Raw genomic sequence first — 19,903 nt, 5'->3', positions numbered from 1 at the left:
CGGATACGAAGACGGACCGGCGCGGGCCGACCCTCCAGGAAGACTGGCCTGCTTCTTACAGCTTAGTCCGATTCCGCGCGCCGCGTGAGGTCCGCGCGCGCCGGGCGATAGTCGGTGGGCCGCATGCCGGTCCATTTGCGGAACGCGCGATGAAACGCGCTCGGCTCCGCAAAGCCCACCGACGCCGCGATGTCCGCAATCGTGCGGCGCGACTGCTGCAATTCGCCAATCGCAATGTCGCGCCGCAGGTCGTCCTTGATCGACTGATACGTATGGCCTTCCTGCTTCAGACGGCGCCGCATGGTCGCCTCGGCGACGTTCAGGCGCGCGGCCATCTGATCGGCGGCGGGCCAGCTCGCCATCGGCAATGCGCGCAGCGTTTTGCGCACGCGCGCGGCCAGCGAACCCGGATTGCGGTATTTGACGACGAAGCTCGCCGGCGCGTCGCGCAGAAACGGCCTGGCCGAGTTCGCCGTTTGAATCACCGGCAGCTCGAGAAATGCCGGCGAGAGGTCCACGTAAGACTCCGGTTGATCGAACGCCATGTCGTCGCAAAACATCAGCCGGTATTCATGCGCGGCGGGCGGCTCGGCGCAGCGAAAACGTGCTTCGATCAGCGGAATGCGGCGCCCGACCAGCCAGCACAACAGCCCATAAACGACGATGAAATAGGTCGCGTACGCAAACATCGCGGGCGGCCGGGTTCCCTCGCGTTCGACGAAGGTGAGACGCACGCGCGCTGCGTCGGTTTCGACGCGCGCGCCGAGATCGTCCAGCACGAGCCGCATGAAACCGATTGCGCGCGACAGCGCCTGCGCACCGTTGCGCGCCGTGAGCGCGGTCTGTGTCATCGCGATGAAGCTGCCGAATTTCATGCGATGCGAGTCCTGACCGAAGAATTCATCGTCGAGCGCGCGTGCGATGCCGACCCACAACGCGCCGTATTGCGCCGACGACACGCGGCTTTTCGGCGACGCCAGCATCGGCGCGGCGATGCCGGCGGCTTCCGCGAGCTGCAGCGCATCCACACCGCGGGCCGCCGCGAGCGCGAGTGTTTCGTTGACCAGCGCAACGGAGATGGTGCCTTTTTCGGTTTTCATCGGCGATGGTTCGGCAGGGTAGTTGAAGTGGCAATCGCGCTCAACGTTTTGCTTATCAGAGAAGCTCTAATGCGGCAAAAACGCGGCCGTTGCCGCACTGCATGGTATCAGTATGGCAAATGCGCTCACACATAATGATCGCGCTGAGCATCGAAGCCGGCGGCCGGCTTGCCTACACTTGCTTCGAACGCAAGCACAGGACTCACGCTCATGGACAGTTTCTACACCGAAGAACAACGCATGATCCGCGACGCGGCGCGCGACTTCGCCAGCGAGCGCCTCGCGCCGAACGCCGCTCAATGGGATCGCGACGCGCAACTGCCCGCGGACGTCGTGAGACAAATGGGCGAGCTCGGCTTTCTCGGCATGATCGTGCCGCCGCAGTGGGGCGGCTCGTACACCGACTACGTGGCCTACGCGCTCGCGCTCGAAGAAATCGCCGCGGGCTGCGCCGCGTGTGCGACGCTGATGAGCGTGCATAACTCCGTCGGCTGCGGACCGATTCTGAACTTCGGCAGCGACGCGCAGAAAGACCGCTATTTGCAGGACCTCGCGACCGGACGGCGCATCGGCGCATTCTGTCTGACCGAGCCGCAGGCGGGCTCCGAGGCGAACAATCTGCGCACGCGTGCGGTGCTGCGCGACGGCAAGTGGATACTCAGCGGCAGCAAGCAGTTCGTGACGAACGGTGCGCGCGCCGACATCGCCATCGTGTTTGCGGTCACGGACCCGGATCGCGGCAAGCGCGGCCTGTCCGCGTTTATCGTGCCGACCGATACGCCGGGCTTCAACGTCGGCAAGCCCGAACACAAGCTCGGCATTCGCGCGTCCGACACCTGTCCGATTTCGCTCGACGACTGCGCGGTGCCCGAAGCGAATCTGCTCGGCGAACCGGGCGAAGGCCTGCGTATCGCGCTGTCGAACCTGGAGGGCGGACGCATCGGCATCGCGGCGCAAGCCGTGGGCATCGCGCGCGCCGCGTTCGATGCCGCGCGCGCCTATGCCAGCGAGCGCATGCAGTTCGGCAAGGCGCTGAAGGATCATCAGACCATCGCCAACATGCTCGCGGACATGGCCACGCGCCTGAACGCCGCGCGCCTGCTCGTGCATCACGCAGCGCGGCTGCGCTCGGCGGGCGAGCCGTGTTTGTCGGAGGCATCGCAGGCGAAACTGTTCGCGTCGGAAATGGCCGAGCAGATCTGCTCGAACGCGATCCAGATTCACGGCGGCTACGGTTATCTCGAGGACTACGCGGTGGAGCGCCATTACCGCGACGCCCGCATCACGCAGATTTACGAAGGAACCAGCGAAGTGCAGCGCATGGTGATCGCGCGTCACGTTTGAACGCTGCGCGAGCCGAGTTTGAGCGCAAAATAGCTTGCGGATAAAACTAAACCCGAGCAAACGCGGACCAATACCGCGCCCATCAGGAGACGACCATGACTGCAGCGAAAGCATTTGTCGACGCACGCGATCTGTTATTGCGCCATCGAACCGACTATGAGCGCGCATACCGCGAGTTCGCGTGGCCGGTGCTGGACGAGTTCAACTGGGCGCTGGATTACTTCGACGTCATCGCGCGTGGCAACGACAACCCGGCGTTGTGGATCGTCGACGATCCGGCAGGCGAGGGCCTGCGTTTGTCGTACGCGCAAATGTCGGAGCGCTCGGCGCGCATGGCCAACTTTCTGCGCGGCGTGGGCGTGCAACGCGGCGACCGCGTGCTGCTGATGCTGCCGAACCGCGTCGAACTGTGGGACGTGATGCTCGCCGCGATGAAGCTCGGCGCGATCGTGCTGCCCGCCACCACGCAGCTTTCCGCCGACGACGTGCGCGACCGCGTGCAGATAGGCGGCGCGAACTTCGTCGTGGTGGACAGCGCGGAGCTGTCCAAATTCGATTCGCTCGATGTGCCGTTGACGCGTCTATCCGTCGGCACGCCGCGCGACGGCTGGATCGATCTTGCGGCCGCGTATGACGCATCGCCGCAATTCACGCCGCAAGGCATCACGCGCGCCACCGATCCGCTGCTGCTTTACTTCACGTCCGGCACGACGTCGAAGCCCAAGCTCGTCGAGCATACGCATCAGAGCTATCCGGTTGGCCATCTGTCGACGATGTACTGGATCGGCCTGCAACCGAACGACATCCATTGGAATATAAGCTCGCCGGGCTGGGCGAAACACGCGTGGAGCTGCTTCTTTGCGCCGTGGAATGCGCAGGCCTGTGTGTTCGTTTACAACTTCGCGCGCTTCGTGCCGAAAGACACGCTGAACGTGCTGGTGCGTTTCAACGTGAGCACCGTGTGCGCGCCGCCGACCGTCTGGCGCATGCTCGTGCAGGAGCCGCTCGCGGATTATCCGGTGAAGCTGCGCGAGATTGTCGGCGCGGGCGAGCCGCTCAATCCGGAGATTATCGAGCGCGTGAAGCACGCATGGGGCATCACGATACGCGACGGTTTTGGGCAGACCGAGACCACTTGCCAGATCGGCAATTCGCCGGGCCAACCGGTTGTGGCCGGTTCGATGGGACGTCCGTTGCCGGGCTACAAAATCGAACTGATCGACGCCGACGATCACCCTGTCACCGAAGGCGAAATTGCATTGCCGATCGGCGCCGATGGCAAGGACCGTCCGCTCGGTCTGATGACCGGCTACGCGAACAACGCGAAGGCGACCGCCGAGGCCATGCGCAACGGTTTCTACCGCACATCCGACGTGGCGCTGCGACGCGATGACGGCTACTACGTGTACGTGGGCCGCGCCGACGACGTTTTCAAATCATCCGATTACCGGCTCAGTCCGTTCGAACTCGAAAGCGTGCTGATCGAGCACGAGGCCATCGGCGAGGCGGCGGTCGTGCCGAGCGCCGACGCGCTGCGCCTGTCGGTGCCGAAGGCGTTCGTCACCGTGCGCCAGGGCTACGAAGCCGGACCCGAACTCGCGCGCGCCGTGTTCGCGTTCTCGCGCGAAAAGCTCGCACCGTATAAGCGGATTCGCCGCCTGCAATTCAGCGAGCTGCCGAAAACCATCTCCGGAAAGATCCGCCGCGTCGAGTTGCGGCGCCGTGAAATGGAGCGGCAAGCCGAGCCGGCACGCTTACCCGACGAGTACTGGGAAGAAGATTTCCCCGATCTGCGCTAGGCGTCGTCAAGCGTTTTTATTCGATCGTACTTACTGTGCGTCGGCCACTGAGCCACGATGCACACCACCGAGCCACCGATTCACCGCATAGGAGTTTCCAGCATGAGCGCAATTGCCCCGGATACCGTCAAGCTGCTGATCAACGGCGAATTCGTCGAATCGACAACCACCGAATGGCGCGACATCGTCAATCCGGCGACGCAACAGGTGCTGGCGCGCGTGCCGTTTGCGACCGCCGACGAAGTCAACGAAGCGATCCGCTCGGCGCATGCCGCGTTCAGCACATGGAAGAACACGCCGATCGGCGCGCGCATGCGCATCATGCTGAAGTACCAGGCGCTGATTCGCGAGCATCTGCCGCGCATTGCAAAGACACTGAGCGCCGAGCAGGGCAAGACGATTGCCGACGCGGAAGGCGACGTCTTTCGCGGACTCGAAGTGGTCGAGCATGCGTGTTCGATCGGCACCTTGCAGCAGGGCGAATTCGCGGAAAACGTCGCGGGCGGCGTGGACACTTACACGCTGCGCCAGCCGCTCGGCGTATGCGCGGGCATCACGCCGTTCAACTTCCCCGCGATGATCCCGCTGTGGATGTTCCCGATGGCGATCGTCTGCGGCAATACGTTCGTGCTGAAGCCTTCGGAGCAGGACCCGTTGTCGACGATGCAACTGGTCGAACTCGCGTTGGAGGCAGGCGTGCCCAAGGGCGTGCTGAACGTCGTGCACGGCGGCAAGGACGTGGTCGACGCGCTCTGCACACATGAACTCGTGAAGGCGATTTCGTTTGTCGGCTCGACGGCGGTCGGCACGCACGTGTATCGCCTCGGCAGCGAGCACGGCAAACGCGTGCAGTCGATGATGGGCGCGAAGAACCACGCCGTCGTGCTGCCCGACGCGAATCGCGAGCAAGCGTTGAATGCGCTCGCGGGTGCGGGCTTCGGCGCGGCGGGGCAGCGTTGCATGGCGACCTCGGTGGTCGTGCTGGTGGGCGCGGCGCAGCAATGGCTGCCGGACATCGTCGCCAGGGCGAAGACGCTCAAGGTCAACGCGGGCCACGAGCCGAATACCGATGTCGGTCCCGTGGTGTCGCGCGCCGCGAAGCAGCGCATTCTCGGGCTGATCGAAGCGGGCGTGAAGGAAGGCGCGACGCTCGCGCTCGACGGCCGCGGCGTGAAAGTGCCCGGCTACGAGCAGGGCAATTTCATCGGCCCCACGATTTTCAGCGACGTCAGCACGGAGATGGAAATCTATCGCACGGAGATTTTCGGGCCGGTGCTGCTGGTGCTCAACGCCGCGACGCTCGATGACGCGATCGCGCTCGTCAACCGCAATCCGTTTGGTAACGGCGTCGGACTGTTCACGCAAAGTGGCGCGGCGGCGCGCAAATTCCAGAGCGAAATCGACGTCGGCCAGGTCGGCATCAACATTCCGATTCCGGTGCCAGTGCCGTTCTTCAGCTTCACGGGTTCGCGCGGTTCCAAGCTCGGCGATCTGGGTCCGTACGGCAAACAGGTCGTGCAGTTCTATACGCAAACGAAGACCGTCACCGCGCGCTGGTTTGACGACGACACGATCAACGACGGCGTGAACACCACGATCAGCCTGCGCTGAGCGAGCCGCAAACAGGGAGACGGCATCATGAAAATAGGCTTTATCGGACTCGGCAACATGGGCGCGCCGATGGCGCACAACCTCTTGAAGGCGGGCCATGCGGTCAACGTTTTCGATCTGAACGCACAAGCCGTGCAGGCGCTTGTCGATGCGGGTGCTAAGGCGGCCGCTTCGCCGAAAGCGGCGGTCGCCGATGTCGAATGCGTGATCACGATGCTGCCCGCGGCGGCGCATGTGCGTAGTGTGCTGACGGCAGAAGACGGCGTCTTCGCCGGCGTTCCCAACGGCGTGACCATCGTCGATTCGAGCACGATCGATCCCGCCAGCGTGAAAGCGTTCGCGGAACTCGCGCGGCAGCACGGCAATACGTTTGTCGATGCACCCGTGTCCGGCGGGACCGGCGGCGCGGCCGCGGGCACGCTGACCTTCATGGTCGGCGGCAGCGCGAGCGCGTATGAAGCGGTGAAACCGGTCCTGTCCGCGATGGGCAAAAACATCGTGCATTGCGGCGACACGGGTACGGGCCAGGTCGCGAAGATCTGCAACAACCTCGTGCTCGGCGTCACGATGGCGGGCGTGGCCGAGGCCATGTCGCTCGGCGAAGCGCTCGGCATCGACGTGAAGGTGCTTGCCGGCATCGTCAATACGTCGACGGGGCGCTGCTGGAGTTCGGACACGTATAACCCGATGCCGGGCGTGATCGACAGCGCGCCGTCCTCGCGTGGATACAGCGGCGGTTTCGGCACGGATCTCATGCTCAAGGATCTCGGCCTCGCGACGGATGCGGCCAAATTCGCGCGTCAACCCGTCTATCTCGGCGCGCTCGCGCAGCAGCTTTATCAAACGATGAGCGCAAAAGGCGCGGGACGTCTGGACTTTTCGGCGGTCATCAAGCTTTATCGTCACGAGAGCTTGAGTGACAACGGCAGCGACAGCGCGAAGGGAGACGCGTAATGATCGAACTCGACTACGCGCACAACGGAACCGTCGCGCAACTCACGCTCAAGCGCCCGCCCGCGAATGCGTTCACGCCCGAAGGCTTGCTGCAATTGCAGCAGACCGTGGAGCGTCTGAACGGCGACGCGCGCGTTCGTGCGATCGTCATCACGGGCGAGGGGCCGAAGTTCTTCAGCGCGGGCGCCGATCTCAACACCTTCGCCGACGGCAATCGCGACGTGGCGCGTGTCGCCGCGGCCCGCTTCGGCGCCGTGTTCGAAACGTTGCAGAATGCGCGGCCCGTGGTGATCGCCGCGATCAACGGTTATGCAATGGGCGGCGGGCTCGAATGCGCGCTCGCTTGCGATATCCGTATCGCCGAACAGCACGCGGTGATGGCGCTGCCCGAGACCGCGGTCGGCTTGCTGCCCTGCGGTTGCGGCACGCAGACGCTGCCGTGGCTCGTCGGCGAAGGCTGGGCGAAGCGCATGATTCTCACCGGCGAACGCGTGGACGCGTCGACTGCGCTGCGCATCGGTCTCGTCGAAGAGGTCGTGGAAAAGGGCGCTGCGCGCGAGGCCGCTCTGATTATGGCGGCGCGCGTCGCAGGGCTGAGTCCGCAGGCGGTCGGCTTTAGCAAGACGCTGATTCATCAGGCGCGCAACGGCGTGCCGCGTTCGGCTGCGCTCGCGCTGGAGCGCGAACGTTTCGTCGATCTGTTCGACGGAGCCGATCAGCGCGAAGGCGTCAATGCGTTCCTCGAAAAACGCGCGCCGCGCTGGGAGGTCATGCAAAGCGTAGATGCCGCCCGCGCAAACGAGGAGACGCAACGATGAGCGCCTTGCAAAGCGTCGTTTATGAAGTCGCGCCCGCAGCGGGCGTGGAGTCGGAACGCGAGATCCTGTTTCGCGTCGTCAACCGCGTCGCGATCATCACGCTAAACCGGCCCGCTGCGCTGAATGCGCTATCGCACGCGATGATTCGCGAGCTTGCGATGCTGGTCGAACATTGCCGCAACGACGACGGCATCGTCGCGCTCGTGCTGAAAGGTGCGGGAAACAAGGGCTTTTGTGCGGGCGGCGATGTGCGCGAGGTGCATCGGCTCGCGAAGAACGGGGACAACCGCTGGCTTGCATTTTTCATCGACGAATACCGGCTCGATTACGCGCTGCACACTTTTTCGAAGCCGGTCGTCGCGCTGCTCGACGGCATTGCGATGGGCGGCGGCATGGGGCTCGGCCAGGCGGCGCGGCTGCGCATCGTCACCGAGCGCAGCAAGATCGCGATGCCGGAGACGCGCATCGGCTTTCTGCCCGACGTTGGCGCGACGCGCTTTCTCGCCGCGATGTCCGCGGAACTGGAACTGTATGTCGGCCTCACGGGCGCGACGCTGTCCGGCGCCGATGCGTTGCGGCTGCAACTCGCCGATCTGTGCGTGCCGGCCGACTGGCTCGCTTCTTTCGAAGAGCGCTTGCGGCGCATGCCGCATGACGGCGATCTGATGAGCGCATTGCGCGGCGTGTTCGAGCCGCCCTGCAACATCGTGCCGCACGCCGCGTTGGCGCAGTTGACGCCGCAGGTTCTACGGCATTTCGACCGGCGTTCGGGCGTCGACAGAATCGTCGCGACGTTGCGGCACGATCTCGAACGCGACTCGCCGCGTGAAGTGAAGCAATGGCTGCAATCCACCTACGATGCGCTCGTCGCGCACTCGCCGACCATGCTTTACGTGACGCGCGAAGCGCTGTTGCGCGGGCGGCAGATGACACTCGCCGAATGCTTCCGGATGGAGCTCGGCATCGTCAAACGCGCGATCGAGGAGGGCGATTTCTGCGAAGGCGTGCGCGCGCAGTTGATCGACAAGGACCGCAAGGGACGCTGGGCGCCGGCCACGCTCGCCGAAGTGCGGCCCGAGCGGGTCAGGCATTTTCTGACTTCGCCGTGGAAGCGGGAGGCGCATCCGCTGGGCGATCTGGGTGTCGATACGAACTGATGCACCAGCCAGATTCACGACCGACCATGAGCCGCGATGACCGGAGCGGCCAACGCGGCATCACGGAACGGAAAACGCGATCAGTTCACCTGCAACTGTCCGCCTCTTCCCAGGCCGCCCTTGACGTCCTGCGCCTTGTAGCTACGGAGCGCGACGACCATCTTGTTGTATGCGTCGATGAACGCCGCGACCGTCGCCTTGCCTTCCGGCGTCCTTGAGAATCCGCTCAGTCCGCCTCCTGCGCCGCCGCCGAGGCCGGCCAACGCCGCGCCATAGTTGGTCGCGGTCGAGTTGCCTTCGGCCGCCGATATTTGCAGCGCCGAACGCACATCGAAGAGCGTCAGCGTGACCACCGACGCCTTCGACTGCATGCCGCCCGCGATCTTGCCCAACGCATTGCCGCCGATCAACCCGCCCAGCACGCCGCTGACGCCGCCAATCGCCGAGTCGTTGATAATGATCTGCGGTTCCATGTAGTAGTCTGCCGCGACCCGTTGACCTTTCTGCTGTTTCGATCCGGCGCGGTACTCGCCGGAATTGCGCTGCAAACCCGTGATGCGCGACAGCCGTGCATCGGTCTTCTGATTGCCGATCGACGTGATCACAAAACAGTTCGATTGCTGTACTGCAAGACGCAGCAGCGGCTCGATCGTCGTGACCTGAGTCGCGCTGCCGAATGGACCGAACCAGTCTGCATTGCGTCCGTCGTCGACCGCAATCGTGCCGAGCGGCGCCTTGCAGCGCTCGAGCGTTTCGTCGGCGCCCGCGCTTGTCGAGCCACCGGCTGCACCGGAGACACCCGCGCTTTGTCCGCCAGTGGATACCATGCCCCCGCAGGCGCTTAGAGATCCGATCAAAATGATCGAGAAGACGCCCTTGGCGCTCCGATATGTCGAATTGAGCTTCATGTTTTGATGTTCTTGGAGGATGCGTGATGCAGTTGACGGAATATCAATGAGATGGCCGAGCGCATATGTTCTGTTTGAGATGCTTCAATACCAGTACCAGCCCCGGCCTTGCCAATAGCCCTGGTAGGGGTAATCGGCATACCAGTTGCCGTAAAGCGCACGCGCTTCTGTCTGCCACCGGTAGTAATCCTGATCGGATTGCTTGGCCGCTCGCGCTTGCGCGAGTAGTTTTCCCGACTCCTTATCGCCGCGTTCCGATGCGATCATCAGCCACTTCTCGGCCTCACGAGGATCGGGTCCCATCTCTTCGAGACCGAACAGATAAAAACGGCCCAGTGCTTTCTGTGCTTGCAGGTCGCCGCCTTCGGCCGCCTTGCGCATCCATTTGAGCGCCTGATAACTGTCCTGACGCACGCCGTCGCCGCGAAAATAACGCAGGCCCAGGTCGTAAGCTGCACGCGGGTTGGTCTCCCCGGCTTTTACCAGCGCGGCGATGCGCCGGTCCGAATCTGTTTCGGCCGAATCGTGGCCGTTGCGCGAAGCGTCTAAGGCAATCTGACTTTTTGGCCGCTCGGCACATCCGCTGTCGTCGCAAACGCGCACGAACTGACTCGCCGACTGATCATGCGCACAGGCCGCCAGAATCAGGACGGCCGATGGCGCCAATTGGCGATACCCCATTTGTGATCCCCGGTTCTGATTGTGAACTCGCGCCAGGAAACGCAAGCCGAGGTTAGCGTTGGGTCTTCCTGACGCGTATCTTCATAACTAAGACAGGCGGGAAAATAGTAGCAGTTGCGCGTTGCGCGCTTTTGCCTGAGCGTCTCTATTACTTGTCTGTGCGTCTCAGTGCATGTTCACTTGTCGAGCTTGTCCAGCACGTCGCGCAGCGAGCCTGGCGAGTGGCCGCCGCGGCGCGACGCCGCTGGCTGCGCAGGTTCCGCTGCGCCCCGCTCGCGGGCGTCGCTCGGCGAGCAGCCGAACGCCTGGCGAAAGCTACGGCTGAAGTGCGACTCGCTCTTGAAACCGTACTGGAACGCCAGCGTGGACAGCCGCTGTTTCCGGCCCTTCGGGCTTTCCAGTATCTCGCGGATTTTTGCCAGCCTGCGCTGCTGGATATATGCGGCGACGCCCGACTCGCGCGCGAACAGCCGGTACAGATGAGCGCGCGAAATGCCCACGTCGCGGCAGATCTGCTGCGGAGAAAGCTGCGCGGCCGTCAGATTCGCATCGATATAGCGGCGCACGCGGACCAGCAGCGCGTGGTTGATCTCGTTTTCGGCATCGGCGAGCGTTTGAGCCGATGGCGCCAGCGCCGCCGAGACCATCGCCAGTGTCGCCTGCTCGATATAGGGCATGTCGACGGGCGACAGGTACGGCAACTGGCGCCGCAGCGAAATCATGTGGTCGCCGAGCAGGGCGCTCATCGGGCCTTGCAGCACGGCGCCATGCAGATTCGCTGAGCGGATGCGCGGCTCGAGCAGATCGCGGGCGATCGTCAGAATAACCGTGTCACCGGCTACGATTTCCGAATCGAGTTCGCGGGCCAGATCGAGTACATAGATTTTCGACGGCTCTGCTTCGATCGGCGTGCGAGCCGCATATCCGGATAGAGAATGAGTAATGCCGAGGCAGAGATAAAAATGATCGAGGCCGTCCCTGCGGATCATTTGCGCTGACCGCTTTACGCCATAGGCGACCGGTTCCTGCTGTCCGGCCCAGGTGCCGCAACCCATCAATAGAGAGCCGATATAGCCAGTGGAAAGATCGTAATTGAAACTGGAAGAAACCGACTTTTCGATATCGACGTCGAATATCGCGTTCACCTCGTCACGCCATACTTCAAATCGTTGCTCATTCGGGTACGGTTCAGTACAAAAGCGATAGAAATATGGATTCAATCTCGAACTCCGGGAGTGAAGGGTCATATTGCCGGATCTTTTGATTCAGTGTTGCACGCGTTTTCGACAATCATGCCTTATATGGAGAAGAGGTGTGATTCGTCTAAGCGCCTATTAATGTTTTGCGTGAGTCCCGATTAAATCCACGCTCACGGTGCTGTCGTGCGCGATCGCGGGGCGCGGATGCCCCGTGACGACGCATGCGGCCATGCATTCGGCCAGGCGTAAGCCCACGTTTCATGGCCCGATCGTCTGGCACGCTTCTCGCATAACCGTCGTGCGGAGTATAAGCGGCTAGCGCCGGGCGAAAGGTTCGCTTCGGCGTGGGGCATTGCTCCTGGGGTGCATCGCGCACTCACGTCGACTGTGTCGGCGTTCGAATGAAATCGCCCGATTTCAACGACAGGACACGCAGTATCGCCCCTGACTTTCGAACGTCCTCATGGTCTTCCAATGTCCTCATTCGGGAGCCATTCATGCGTTTCATTCGTCGCCTGTTTTGCACCGCTGTTCTCGGTCTCGCCACGCTTGCCGCTCGCGCCGACGACCACATCACCGTCCTCACGAGCTGGTACGCGCAGGCCGAGCACGGCGGCTTTTATCAGGCTGTCGCCACCGGCCTCTACAAGAGAGCCGGACTCGACGTCACCATCAGGATGGGCGGCCCGCAGGTCAACGGCATGCAACTGCTGGTGGGCGGGCAGGCGGATTTCATCCTCGGCTATGACTTTCAGGTGCTGTCCTCGATCGAGGCAGGCATTCCTGTCGAGACCGTCGCCGCTTCGTTCCAGTTCGACCCGCAAGGCATGCTCACACACGATGACGTGAAAGGCCTCGGCGACCTCAAAGGCAAGACGATCCTGGTCGCCGGCTCGGGCCGCACCTCGTGGTGGCCGTGGCTCAAGGAAAAGTACGGCTACACCGACGGCCAGACGCGTCCTTACACCTTCAACCTGCAACCGTTCTTTGTCGACCGGAACGTCGCGATGCAGGCTTATCCGTCTTCCGAGCCGTTTCAGGCGGAACGCGCCAACGTCAAGACGCACTTTTTCCTGTTCGCCGACGACGGCTATCCGCCCTACAACACGACCATCGTCGGCATGAAGAAGAGCATCGACGCGAAGCCGGACGTGGTCGCGCGTTTCGTGAAGGCTTCGATGGAAGGGTGGAAGAGCTATCTGTCCAATCCTGCGCCGGGCAACGAGCTCATCAGAAAGGACAACCCGGAGATGACCGATGCGCAGCTCGCGTTCGGCGTCGCGCAACTGAAGACGCTCAAGCTCGTGACCGGCGGCGATGCGGCCACGCTCGGCATCGGCGCGATGACCGATGCCCGCTGGAAGAAGACCTATGACTACATGGTGTCAGCGAAGCTGCTCAAGCCGGGCACGGACTATAAAAGCGCCTACACGCTGAAGTATGTGCAGAACGCGAAGGTGATGCCTTAAAGGTGATGCCTTGAAGGTGATGTCTCAAGCACATCCGGCAAAGCGCCCACACAAATCGAGGAACAACATTATGCTGGTCACCCGTCAAAAAGTGCTGCGCCGCTTCTGGTACGCAGTGGTTCCCATGTCTCATCTCGACGATGGCCCCAAGCCGTTCACGCTGCTCGGCGAAAACATCGTGCTGTGGAAAGGAGCGGGCGGCAAGCCGCACGCCTTGCGCGACCGCTGCTGCCATCGCACGGCGAAGCTCTCCAAGGGCTTCGTGGATTCAGACGGCAACATCGCCTGTGGCTATCACGGCTGGACCTATGACTGCACCGGCCAGTGCGTGAAGATTCCGCAGAACGGCGCGGGCGAAATTCCCTCGCGTGCCGTCGTGCAGTCGTACCGTTGCGAGGAACGCTACGGTTATGCGTGGGTCGCGCTTGACGAGCCGCTGCAGCCCATTCCCGAGTTTCCCGAAGAGACGGCGCCCGGTTACCGCCGCATTTTGCAGTTCTACGAGCAGTGGAACACGAGCCCCTTGCGCATGATGGAGAACTCGTTCGACAACGCGCATTTTAGCTTCGTGCATAAGTCGAACTTCGGCCTGTTCGATCAGCCGAGGCCGTCGAAGTACGAATTCCGTCCAGGCGAATGGGGCTTCGAAGCCGAGACCCGCGTGCCTATCCGCAATCCGCAGGCGAGTTTTCGCATTACCGGCACGACCGACGACATCACCGAGCGGCATCTCGTGAACCGCTGGTTCATGCCCTTCGCGCGGCGCTTCGGCTGCATGTATCCGGCGAGTGGGATTCACCACATCATCTATAACTGCGCGACGCCCATCGACGATAAAACGATGATGCTCGTGCAATGGCTCTATCGCAACGACACTGAACAGCAATGCTCGACACAGGCGCTGATCGACTGGGACCGCCCGATCACCGACGAAGACCGCGAGATTCTCGAAGCCACCGATTACGACGCCTGTATCGACGTGAGCCGTCAGCAGGAATGCCACATGGTCTCCGACCAGCCCGGCCTGCTGATGCGCCGCATGCTGCTCAAGCTGCTGGAAGATCACGGCGAGAAGGAAGTGTTTCGTATCGATGCGGAGGTGTGAGCCATGAACGAACAGCACAATCCGGCGCTCTCGGTGCAGCGCGTCGACAAGATCTATGCGAACGGCACCACCGCGCTTACCGACGTGCGGCTCGATATCGGCGCGGGCGAGTTCGTCTCGCTGCTCGGTCCGTCGGGCTGCGGCAAGAGCACGCTGCTCAAGATGTTCGCGGGCATCGAAAGCCCCACGCACGGCCACATGCGCTGGTGGGGCCAGCCGCTCGCCATGACCGGCACGGTGCGCACGAAGGGGCGCCGCATGTCGATGGTGTTCCAGGAAGCCACGCTGATGCCGTGGGCCAGCATTGCCGCGAACGTCCGGTTGCCGCTCGATCTGTCACACGTGCCGCGCAAGGAAGCCGACGCGCGCGTGGCCGATGCGCTCGCCAACGTGGGCCTGGCGGGCTTCGGCGATGCGCGTCCGCGCGAGTTGTCGGGCGGCATGCAGATGCGCGCGTCGCTGGCGCGTGCGCTCGTCACCGAGCCCGACCTGTTGCTCCTCGACGAACCGTTTGGCGCACTCGACGAATTCACGCGCAACAAGCTCGATGCCGATCTGCGCAAGCTCTGGCAGTCGCGCGGCATGACGGTGGTGTTCGTCACGCACAGCATTTACGAAGCGGTGTATCTGTCGAGCCGCGTGGTGGTGATGCAGGCGCGCCCGGGGCGCGTGATCGCCGACGTGCCCATTGACGGCAAGGAGGCACGCGACGAAGCGTATCGCGTGTCCGCGCCGTTTCTGGCGCACTGCAAGACGCTATCGGATCTGATCTCCGACGCGCATCAACTGCAAGGAGCGTAACGATGACGAGCGAAACCATTGTCAACCGGGCCGCCGCGAACGAGCGGAAAGCCGTCAACCGGCGCAGGCCCTTGTTGCAGCGTCCCGGCGCGATGAAGGCACTCGCGCCGTGGGTGGTCGGCGTGCTGATGCTGTCGATGTGGGAGGCGGCGTGCGCCGTCTTCGACGTGCCCGTCTATCTGGTGCCCGCGCCGCATGACATTGCGCGGCAACTTGTTGTCGAAGCACCGATGCTGTTCGCCGCGCTGTTTGCCACGCTCAGGATCACGCTGCTGGCCTTTGCACTCGCAACTGTGCTTGGCGTGGCGATCGCACTCGTGTTCGCGCAGAGTCCGCTGATCGAGGCGAGCTTTTTTCCGTATGCGATCCTGCTGCAGGTGACGCCGATTGTCGCCATCGCACCGCTCATCATTATCTGGGTGAAGGACACGACCTTCGCGCTGGTGATCTGCGCGACGCTGGTCGCGCTGTTTCCGATCATCTCGAACACGGCGCTGGGTTTGCGCAGCGTCAATCCGGGGCTCGTCAACCTGTTCCGTATCAATCGCGCGACGCGCTGGCAGACGCTCACGCGCCTGCGCGTTCCGAGCGCGCTGCCGTATTTTTTCGGCGGACTGCGCATTTCGAGCGGCTTGTCGCTGATCGGCGCGGTGGTGGCGGAATTCGTCGCGGGCACGGGCGGCACCGGCTCCGGGCTCGCGTATCAGATCTTGCAGGCAGGCTTCCAGTTGAACATTCCGCGCCTCTTTGCCGCGCTGATGCTGATTACCGTCACGGGCGTAGTGCTGTTCGGCATCACCGTCTGGGTCTCGCGCCTGGGCTTGCGCGGCTGGCATGAAAGCGAACTATGAGGAACGACACCGCATGACGACTACTCTGATTCGAAACGCGGCGGCCATCATGACGGGCGGCGGCGCAAACGAACCGGCGCGCGCGGCCGGCCCGGATATCCGTATCGAAGGCACGCGCATTCAGGCCGTCGGCGCGCTTGCCCCGATGCGCGGCGAAGCGATCGTCGACGCCACTGACTGCGTCGTCTATCCCGCGTGGGTCAACACTCATCATCATCTGTTTCAGGCGCTGCTGAAGGGCGACCCGGCGGGCATCAACGCATCGCTCACGCCGTGGCTCGCGGCTACGCCATACCGGTATCGCGCCCGCTTCGACGAAAAGCGCTTCCGGCTCGCTGCGCGCATCGGCATGATCGAGTTGGTCCGCTCGGGCTGCACGACCATCGCGGACCACAACTACGTGTACTACCCGGACATGCCGTTCGACAGCTCGGCCATTCTGTTCGAGGAAGCGCAGAAGCTCGGCGTGCGCTTCGTGCTGCTGCGCGGCGGCGCGACGCGCACGCGTCAGCTCGAAGCCGGGCTGCCCACCGCGATGCGTCCCGAATCGATCGATGCCTTCATGAGCGATCTCCAACGTCTCGCCTCCAGTTTTCACGACGCCTCGCCGCATTCGATGCGCCGCGTGGTCGCCGCGCCGACCACAGTGTTGTTTTCCGTCTCTCCTGCCGAGATGCGCTCGATTGCGGGCGAGGCGCGCAGGCTCGGATTGCGTCTGCACAGCCATCTCTCGGAGACCGTCAACTATCAGGACAGTGCGCAGGCGATGCACCGGCACACGCCGGTCGAGTTTTGCCGCGAGCACGGCTGGCTCGGCGAAGACGTGTGGTATGCGCATCTGGTCAAGCTCGATGCCAGCGAGATCGATCTGCTCGCCGCGACCGGAACCGGCATTGCGCATTGTCCGCAATCGAACGGACGGCTAGGCAGCGGGATTGCGCCGGTGCGTGAACTGGCGGATGCGGGCGTGCCGGTTTCGATCGGCGTGGATGGCGCGGCCTCCAACGAAGCCGCCGACATGATCTCCGAAGTCCACATGGCGTGGCTTGCGCAACGGGCCCGGCGCGGCATGGCGGCACAGCCCGAATATCGGGGAGGGCGCTTCGAAGGCGGAGCGGATGCGGCGTCGGTCGAAGAGGTCGTGCACTGGGGCACGGCGGGTGGCGCGCGCGTGCTCGGGCTCGAAGGCGTCGGCAGGATCGAAGTGGGCGCGCAAGCGGATATCGCCGTCTACCGGCTCGACGATCCGCGCTACTTCGGCCTGCATGACGTGGCGATAGGGCCGGTGGTTTCGGGCGGGCGCCCCGAACTCGCCGCGCTCTTCTGCGCGGGTCAATGCATCGTGCGAAACGACGTGCCGCCGGATGTCGATCTCGGCGCACTGCGCCGCGAGGCGGCTCGGGAAGTCAGGGCGATGATCGCGGAGGTGGCCTGACGCCGGCGCATGTCGCGCGGCGTCTGAACCGGCGGGACCCGTCGCGTCGATCACGCGAAGCCGGTGGCAGCATGCGGGGATCGATGACACAGTCACGCGGTCTCGCGGCGCAGTCGGCGCACGTACAGCCATAACGCCGACACCAGAAAATAGATCGCGCCCACCGCGGCATACGCCGCCACCCGCGAGATTGCCGGCGGTGTCGGCGCGCGAGCCTGCACGATGAAGTACGCGCCTGCCAGCGCCGACTGCGCACCGCTGAGAGCCATCGCCCATTGCGCGGCAAAGCGATTCCAGCGCCGCACAGCGGTGCCGAGTTGCAGAAGCCCGGAGAGTATCGCCCACACCCCGAAGACGCCGAGCACCCAGTGCATGCGCGCATTCAAGGCCACGATGACCGCCACCGCCGCGGCCACGCTGATGACGGCGTTGATTGCCTGAGTGCGGCCCGCGGTCATTCCGCCGCTGCGCGACATATCGAAGTAGTTGGCAAGCGCATCCCACGCGGGATAGGCGAACAGCAGCACTGCCGTCGCCTCCGGAGAACGCTGCCCGACCGAAAAAGCGAGCGCGACCCACAGCGCGGAAAACGCAGTCCGAACGAAGTAATAGCGCATGAGCCACCATTCGTCGCGAGCGGCTATGCCACTCATCTGGCGTTCATTCATAGCAACTTCTCCTGATTGTCACGATCGCACCCGTCGACTGGCGATGCGCGAGCCGCTGGTTGACCGCCGCAATCGGCGGGCGAACCGCGGCTCGAACCGCGGCTCGAACCGCCTTACATCGGCGGAGCCACGCCATCTTTTTCGACGATGATCTGCACAGCGTTGTACGCACCGCTCTTGCCGTGCGTTGCCACCACGAACACCCGCTTGCCCGCAGTCAGTTCGCCGCGCGTCGCGGGAATGAGCGTCACTACCGGCGCGTTCGCAGGCACGGTGACCGTGTTGGTGCCACCCTTGTACGAGAGCTTCAGGTCACGGCCGCTTGTACCTTGCACGATGGTGTCGACGTTGGCGTTCGTCATCGAGCTGCCAGCGCCGAGGTCCCATGCAAAATGGCCCTCTGCCATCCCGCGTGCGGCTTCGGGAAATACAAGAACCTCCTTCGCTTCCAGCTTGCCGTCCGCGCCGGGCATCGCAGCGGCTCCGACATAGGCACCGGGTTTGATATCGGAAAGCTGTATGGCTTTCACCGCATTCAGTCCGCTTGCATCGACTACTGCAATGCCGACCGTGTCGCCGCTACGCCGGTGCACCTGGAGCACGCCGCCGGAGTACGACTGAATGGTGCCCCTGATCCGTTCAGGCTTGTCAGCGGAAGTCTGTGCGAACGATGCGTTGGCGAACGCCAGCGCGATTAGTGAAACGACAACTTCGAAACGAAATGACATGGATGCTCCGTCTGGTTAGGATCGGTGGTAAGCATCGCATCTTGCTCGTTCCGGCGGCATCGGTCAGATGACCGACCCTCTGCAACTCCGCCCGATCGCGTAGGGTTGCAGGCCGGTGCCATCAGCGGTTTCCTAGGCCAAGGTCGAGAAAGCGTCCGGGGTGAAGTTCCCAATCTCGTCGATGCGCCCTTGCCGGATCTTCTCGAGCCATGCCGCGTCCTGCAGCAACGCGCGTCCGACCGCTACCAGATCGAACTCTCCTCGTTCCAGTCGCGCTAGCAGGTCGTCCAGCGGAGCGGATTGCGCGTCCTTGCCCGCAAAGGAGTCGTAGACGTCGCTTCCAAGTCCCACCGATCCCACTGTAATGGTTGTGACGCCCGTGACTTTTTTCGCCCAGCCGGCCAGGTTCAGGTTTGCGTCGGCTTCGGGAAACGCGGGCTGCCAGTAGGCCGGCTGGGAGAGGTGGAAAGCATCCGCACCGGCATCCACAAGCAGGCCAAGCCACTCTTCGAGCACTGCTGGCGTCCCCGCGAGCCGTGCGCGGAAGTCCTTCGGCTTCCATTGCGAGAGGCGAAGAATCACTGGAAACCCCGGTGTCACCGCCGCCCTGATCGCCTTCAGCACTTCCACAGCGAAGCGTGAGCGTTCGACGAGCGTCGCTCCGCCATATCGGTCGCCGCGCTGGTTGAGATCCTCCGAGAAAAACTGATTGATCAGGTAGCCATGCCCGCCGTGCAGTTCGACGCCGTCGAAGCCGAGCCGCTCTGCATCCGCTGCGGCTCGCGCGTATGCGTCGATTGTGTCCGCGACGTCTGACTCGCTCATCGGCTGAGCCACGCGTTCGCCGGTTATGGAGAGACCCGACGGGCTCTCATAGCGATGAGCGGACAACGCCCGCTCGCCCGCTCCATTCGAAGGCTTATGTCCCACGTGCCACAGTTGCGGCGCAATGCGTCCACCAGCCGCGTGGACCTCGTCGACTACTTTCTTCCAGCCGGCCAGCGCCGCCTCGCCATGAAAGCGCGGGACGTCCGGATCGTCGAGCGCGGCCGCGCGACCAACACCGGTTCCTTCGGTGATGATGAGACCGACGCCGTGCGCCGCACGTCGCCGATAGTACGCGGCGACGTCGGCGCCCAGTATGCCGCCTGGGGAGAAAGACCGTGTCATCGGAGCCATGACTACCCGGTTAGGCACGGTGAGGGCATTGAGTCGATAAGAGGTGAGCAGAATGTCGAGATCGGGCATCGGGTTCTCCGGATTCGAGTTGGCAAA

18 protein-coding genes are annotated in these 19,903 nt (G+C 63.4%); 11 read left to right on the top strand and 7 right to left on the bottom strand.

From position 1 onward, the window contains the following. Window positions 1–62 precede the first annotated feature (62 nt). Window positions 63–1,100, bottom strand: coding sequence for an AraC family transcriptional regulator (locus tag AB6809_RS12290; protein ID WP_029965834.1), 1,038 nt, complete (start codon window positions 1,098–1,100; stop codon window positions 63–65). A gap of 210 nt (window positions 1,101–1,310) precedes the next feature. Here AB6809_RS12290 and AB6809_RS12285 point away from each other — a divergent pair, with 210 nt between their 5' ends. The 6 genes from AB6809_RS12285 to AB6809_RS12260 all read left to right on the top strand — a co-directional run bounded on the left by AB6809_RS12285 (window position 1,311) and on the right by AB6809_RS12260 (window position 8,783). Next, the gene (locus AB6809_RS12285; RefSeq protein ID WP_371026742.1) at window positions 1,311–2,444 is read left to right on the top strand and encodes an acyl-CoA dehydrogenase family protein; all 1,134 of its coding nucleotides are present in this window, start codon (window positions 1,311–1,313) and stop codon (window positions 2,442–2,444) included. A 95-nt stretch (window positions 2,445–2,539) separates the two neighbouring features. Next, a complete protein-coding gene (locus AB6809_RS12280; RefSeq protein ID WP_371026741.1) occupies window positions 2,540–4,243 on the top strand; it encodes an AMP-binding protein in 1,704 nt (567 codons plus the stop codon). Between the two features lie 102 nt (window positions 4,244–4,345). Further along, a complete protein-coding gene (locus AB6809_RS12275; protein ID WP_192699099.1) occupies window positions 4,346–5,854 on the top strand; it encodes a CoA-acylating methylmalonate-semialdehyde dehydrogenase in 1,509 nt (502 codons plus the stop codon). A gap of 27 nt (window positions 5,855–5,881) precedes the next feature. Further along, on the top strand, window positions 5,882–6,808 hold the full coding sequence (mmsB, locus tag AB6809_RS12270; protein ID WP_029965827.1) for a 3-hydroxyisobutyrate dehydrogenase: 927 nt from the start codon (window positions 5,882–5,884) through the stop codon (window positions 6,806–6,808). Then, the gene (locus AB6809_RS12265; RefSeq protein WP_371026740.1) at window positions 6,808–7,626 is read left to right on the top strand and encodes an enoyl-CoA hydratase; all 819 of its coding nucleotides are present in this window, start codon (window positions 6,808–6,810) and stop codon (window positions 7,624–7,626) included. The genes mmsB and AB6809_RS12265 overlap by 1 nt, the downstream gene beginning before the upstream one ends. After that, window positions 7,623–8,783 (top strand): enoyl-CoA hydratase/isomerase family protein, encoded by a 1,161-nt coding sequence (locus AB6809_RS12260; protein ID WP_371026739.1) that lies wholly within the window; start codon window positions 7,623–7,625, stop codon window positions 8,781–8,783. The genes AB6809_RS12265 and AB6809_RS12260 overlap by 4 nt, the downstream gene beginning before the upstream one ends. Before the next feature lie 80 nt (window positions 8,784–8,863). On the opposite strand, the gene AB6809_RS12255 is transcribed toward AB6809_RS12260, so the two are convergent. The 3 genes from AB6809_RS12255 to AB6809_RS12245 all read right to left on the bottom strand — a co-directional run bounded on the left by AB6809_RS12255 (window position 8,864) and on the right by AB6809_RS12245 (window position 11,517). After that, a complete protein-coding gene (locus tag AB6809_RS12255) occupies window positions 8,864–9,691 on the bottom strand; it encodes a hypothetical protein (RefSeq protein WP_006046729.1) in 828 nt (275 codons plus the stop codon). A gap of 84 nt (window positions 9,692–9,775) precedes the next feature. Beyond that, window positions 9,776–10,372: a tetratricopeptide repeat protein gene (locus AB6809_RS12250; RefSeq protein ID WP_371026834.1), complete on the bottom strand. Its 597-nt coding sequence runs from the start codon at window positions 10,370–10,372 to the stop codon at window positions 9,776–9,778. 176 nt (window positions 10,373–10,548) lie between these two features. Beyond that, window positions 10,549–11,517 carry a helix-turn-helix domain-containing protein gene (locus tag AB6809_RS12245; protein ID WP_371026738.1) on the bottom strand — a complete coding sequence of 323 codons (969 nt, stop codon included), beginning with the start codon at window positions 11,515–11,517 and terminating at the stop codon, window positions 10,549–10,551. A gap of 551 nt (window positions 11,518–12,068) precedes the next feature. Here AB6809_RS12245 and AB6809_RS12240 point away from each other — a divergent pair. From AB6809_RS12240 to AB6809_RS12220, 5 genes are all read left to right on the top strand, one after another. Then, window positions 12,069–13,040, top strand: coding sequence for an ABC transporter substrate-binding protein (locus AB6809_RS12240; RefSeq protein WP_029965823.1), 972 nt, complete (start codon window positions 12,069–12,071; stop codon window positions 13,038–13,040). Between the two features lie 70 nt (window positions 13,041–13,110). Further along, the gene (locus AB6809_RS12235; protein WP_029965822.1) at window positions 13,111–14,145 is read left to right on the top strand and encodes an aromatic ring-hydroxylating dioxygenase subunit alpha; all 1,035 of its coding nucleotides are present in this window, start codon (window positions 13,111–13,113) and stop codon (window positions 14,143–14,145) included. Window positions 14,146–14,148: 3 nt separating this feature from the next. Continuing rightward, window positions 14,149–14,946 carry an ABC transporter ATP-binding protein gene (locus AB6809_RS12230; RefSeq protein ID WP_029965821.1) on the top strand — a complete coding sequence of 266 codons (798 nt, stop codon included), beginning with the start codon at window positions 14,149–14,151 and terminating at the stop codon, window positions 14,944–14,946. 2 nt (window positions 14,947–14,948) lie between these two features. Beyond that, window positions 14,949–15,797 (top strand): ABC transporter permease, encoded by an 849-nt coding sequence (locus tag AB6809_RS12225; RefSeq protein ID WP_370882134.1) that lies wholly within the window; start codon window positions 14,949–14,951, stop codon window positions 15,795–15,797. A gap of 13 nt (window positions 15,798–15,810) precedes the next feature. Beyond that, complete coding sequence (locus AB6809_RS12220) at window positions 15,811–17,232, top strand: amidohydrolase family protein (protein ID WP_371026737.1); 1,422 nt, start codon at window positions 15,811–15,813, stop codon at window positions 17,230–17,232. Between the two features lie 92 nt (window positions 17,233–17,324). Here AB6809_RS12220 and AB6809_RS12215 read toward each other — a convergent pair whose 3' ends face one another. From AB6809_RS12215 to AB6809_RS12205, 3 genes are all read right to left on the bottom strand, one after another. Further along, complete coding sequence (locus AB6809_RS12215) at window positions 17,325–17,900, bottom strand: DUF308 domain-containing protein (RefSeq protein WP_371026736.1); 576 nt, start codon at window positions 17,898–17,900, stop codon at window positions 17,325–17,327. Window positions 17,901–18,013: 113 nt separating this feature from the next. Continuing rightward, entirely contained in the window at window positions 18,014–18,628 is a 615-nt protein-coding gene (locus AB6809_RS12210; protein WP_371026735.1) for a hypothetical protein, read from the bottom strand. Window positions 18,629–18,760: 132 nt separating this feature from the next. Next, window positions 18,761–19,876, bottom strand: a complete 1,116-nt coding sequence (locus tag AB6809_RS12205) for an NADH:flavin oxidoreductase (RefSeq protein WP_371026734.1) — start codon at window positions 19,874–19,876, stop codon at window positions 18,761–18,763. Between the last annotated feature and the right edge of the window lie 27 nt (window positions 19,877–19,903).

The organism is Paraburkholderia sp. RCC_158, from assembly GCF_041355255.1.
Lineage (GTDB): Bacteria > Pseudomonadota > Gammaproteobacteria > Burkholderiales > Burkholderiaceae > Paraburkholderia > Paraburkholderia graminis.
This window is presented reverse-complemented; position numbering and strand designations above follow the sequence as displayed.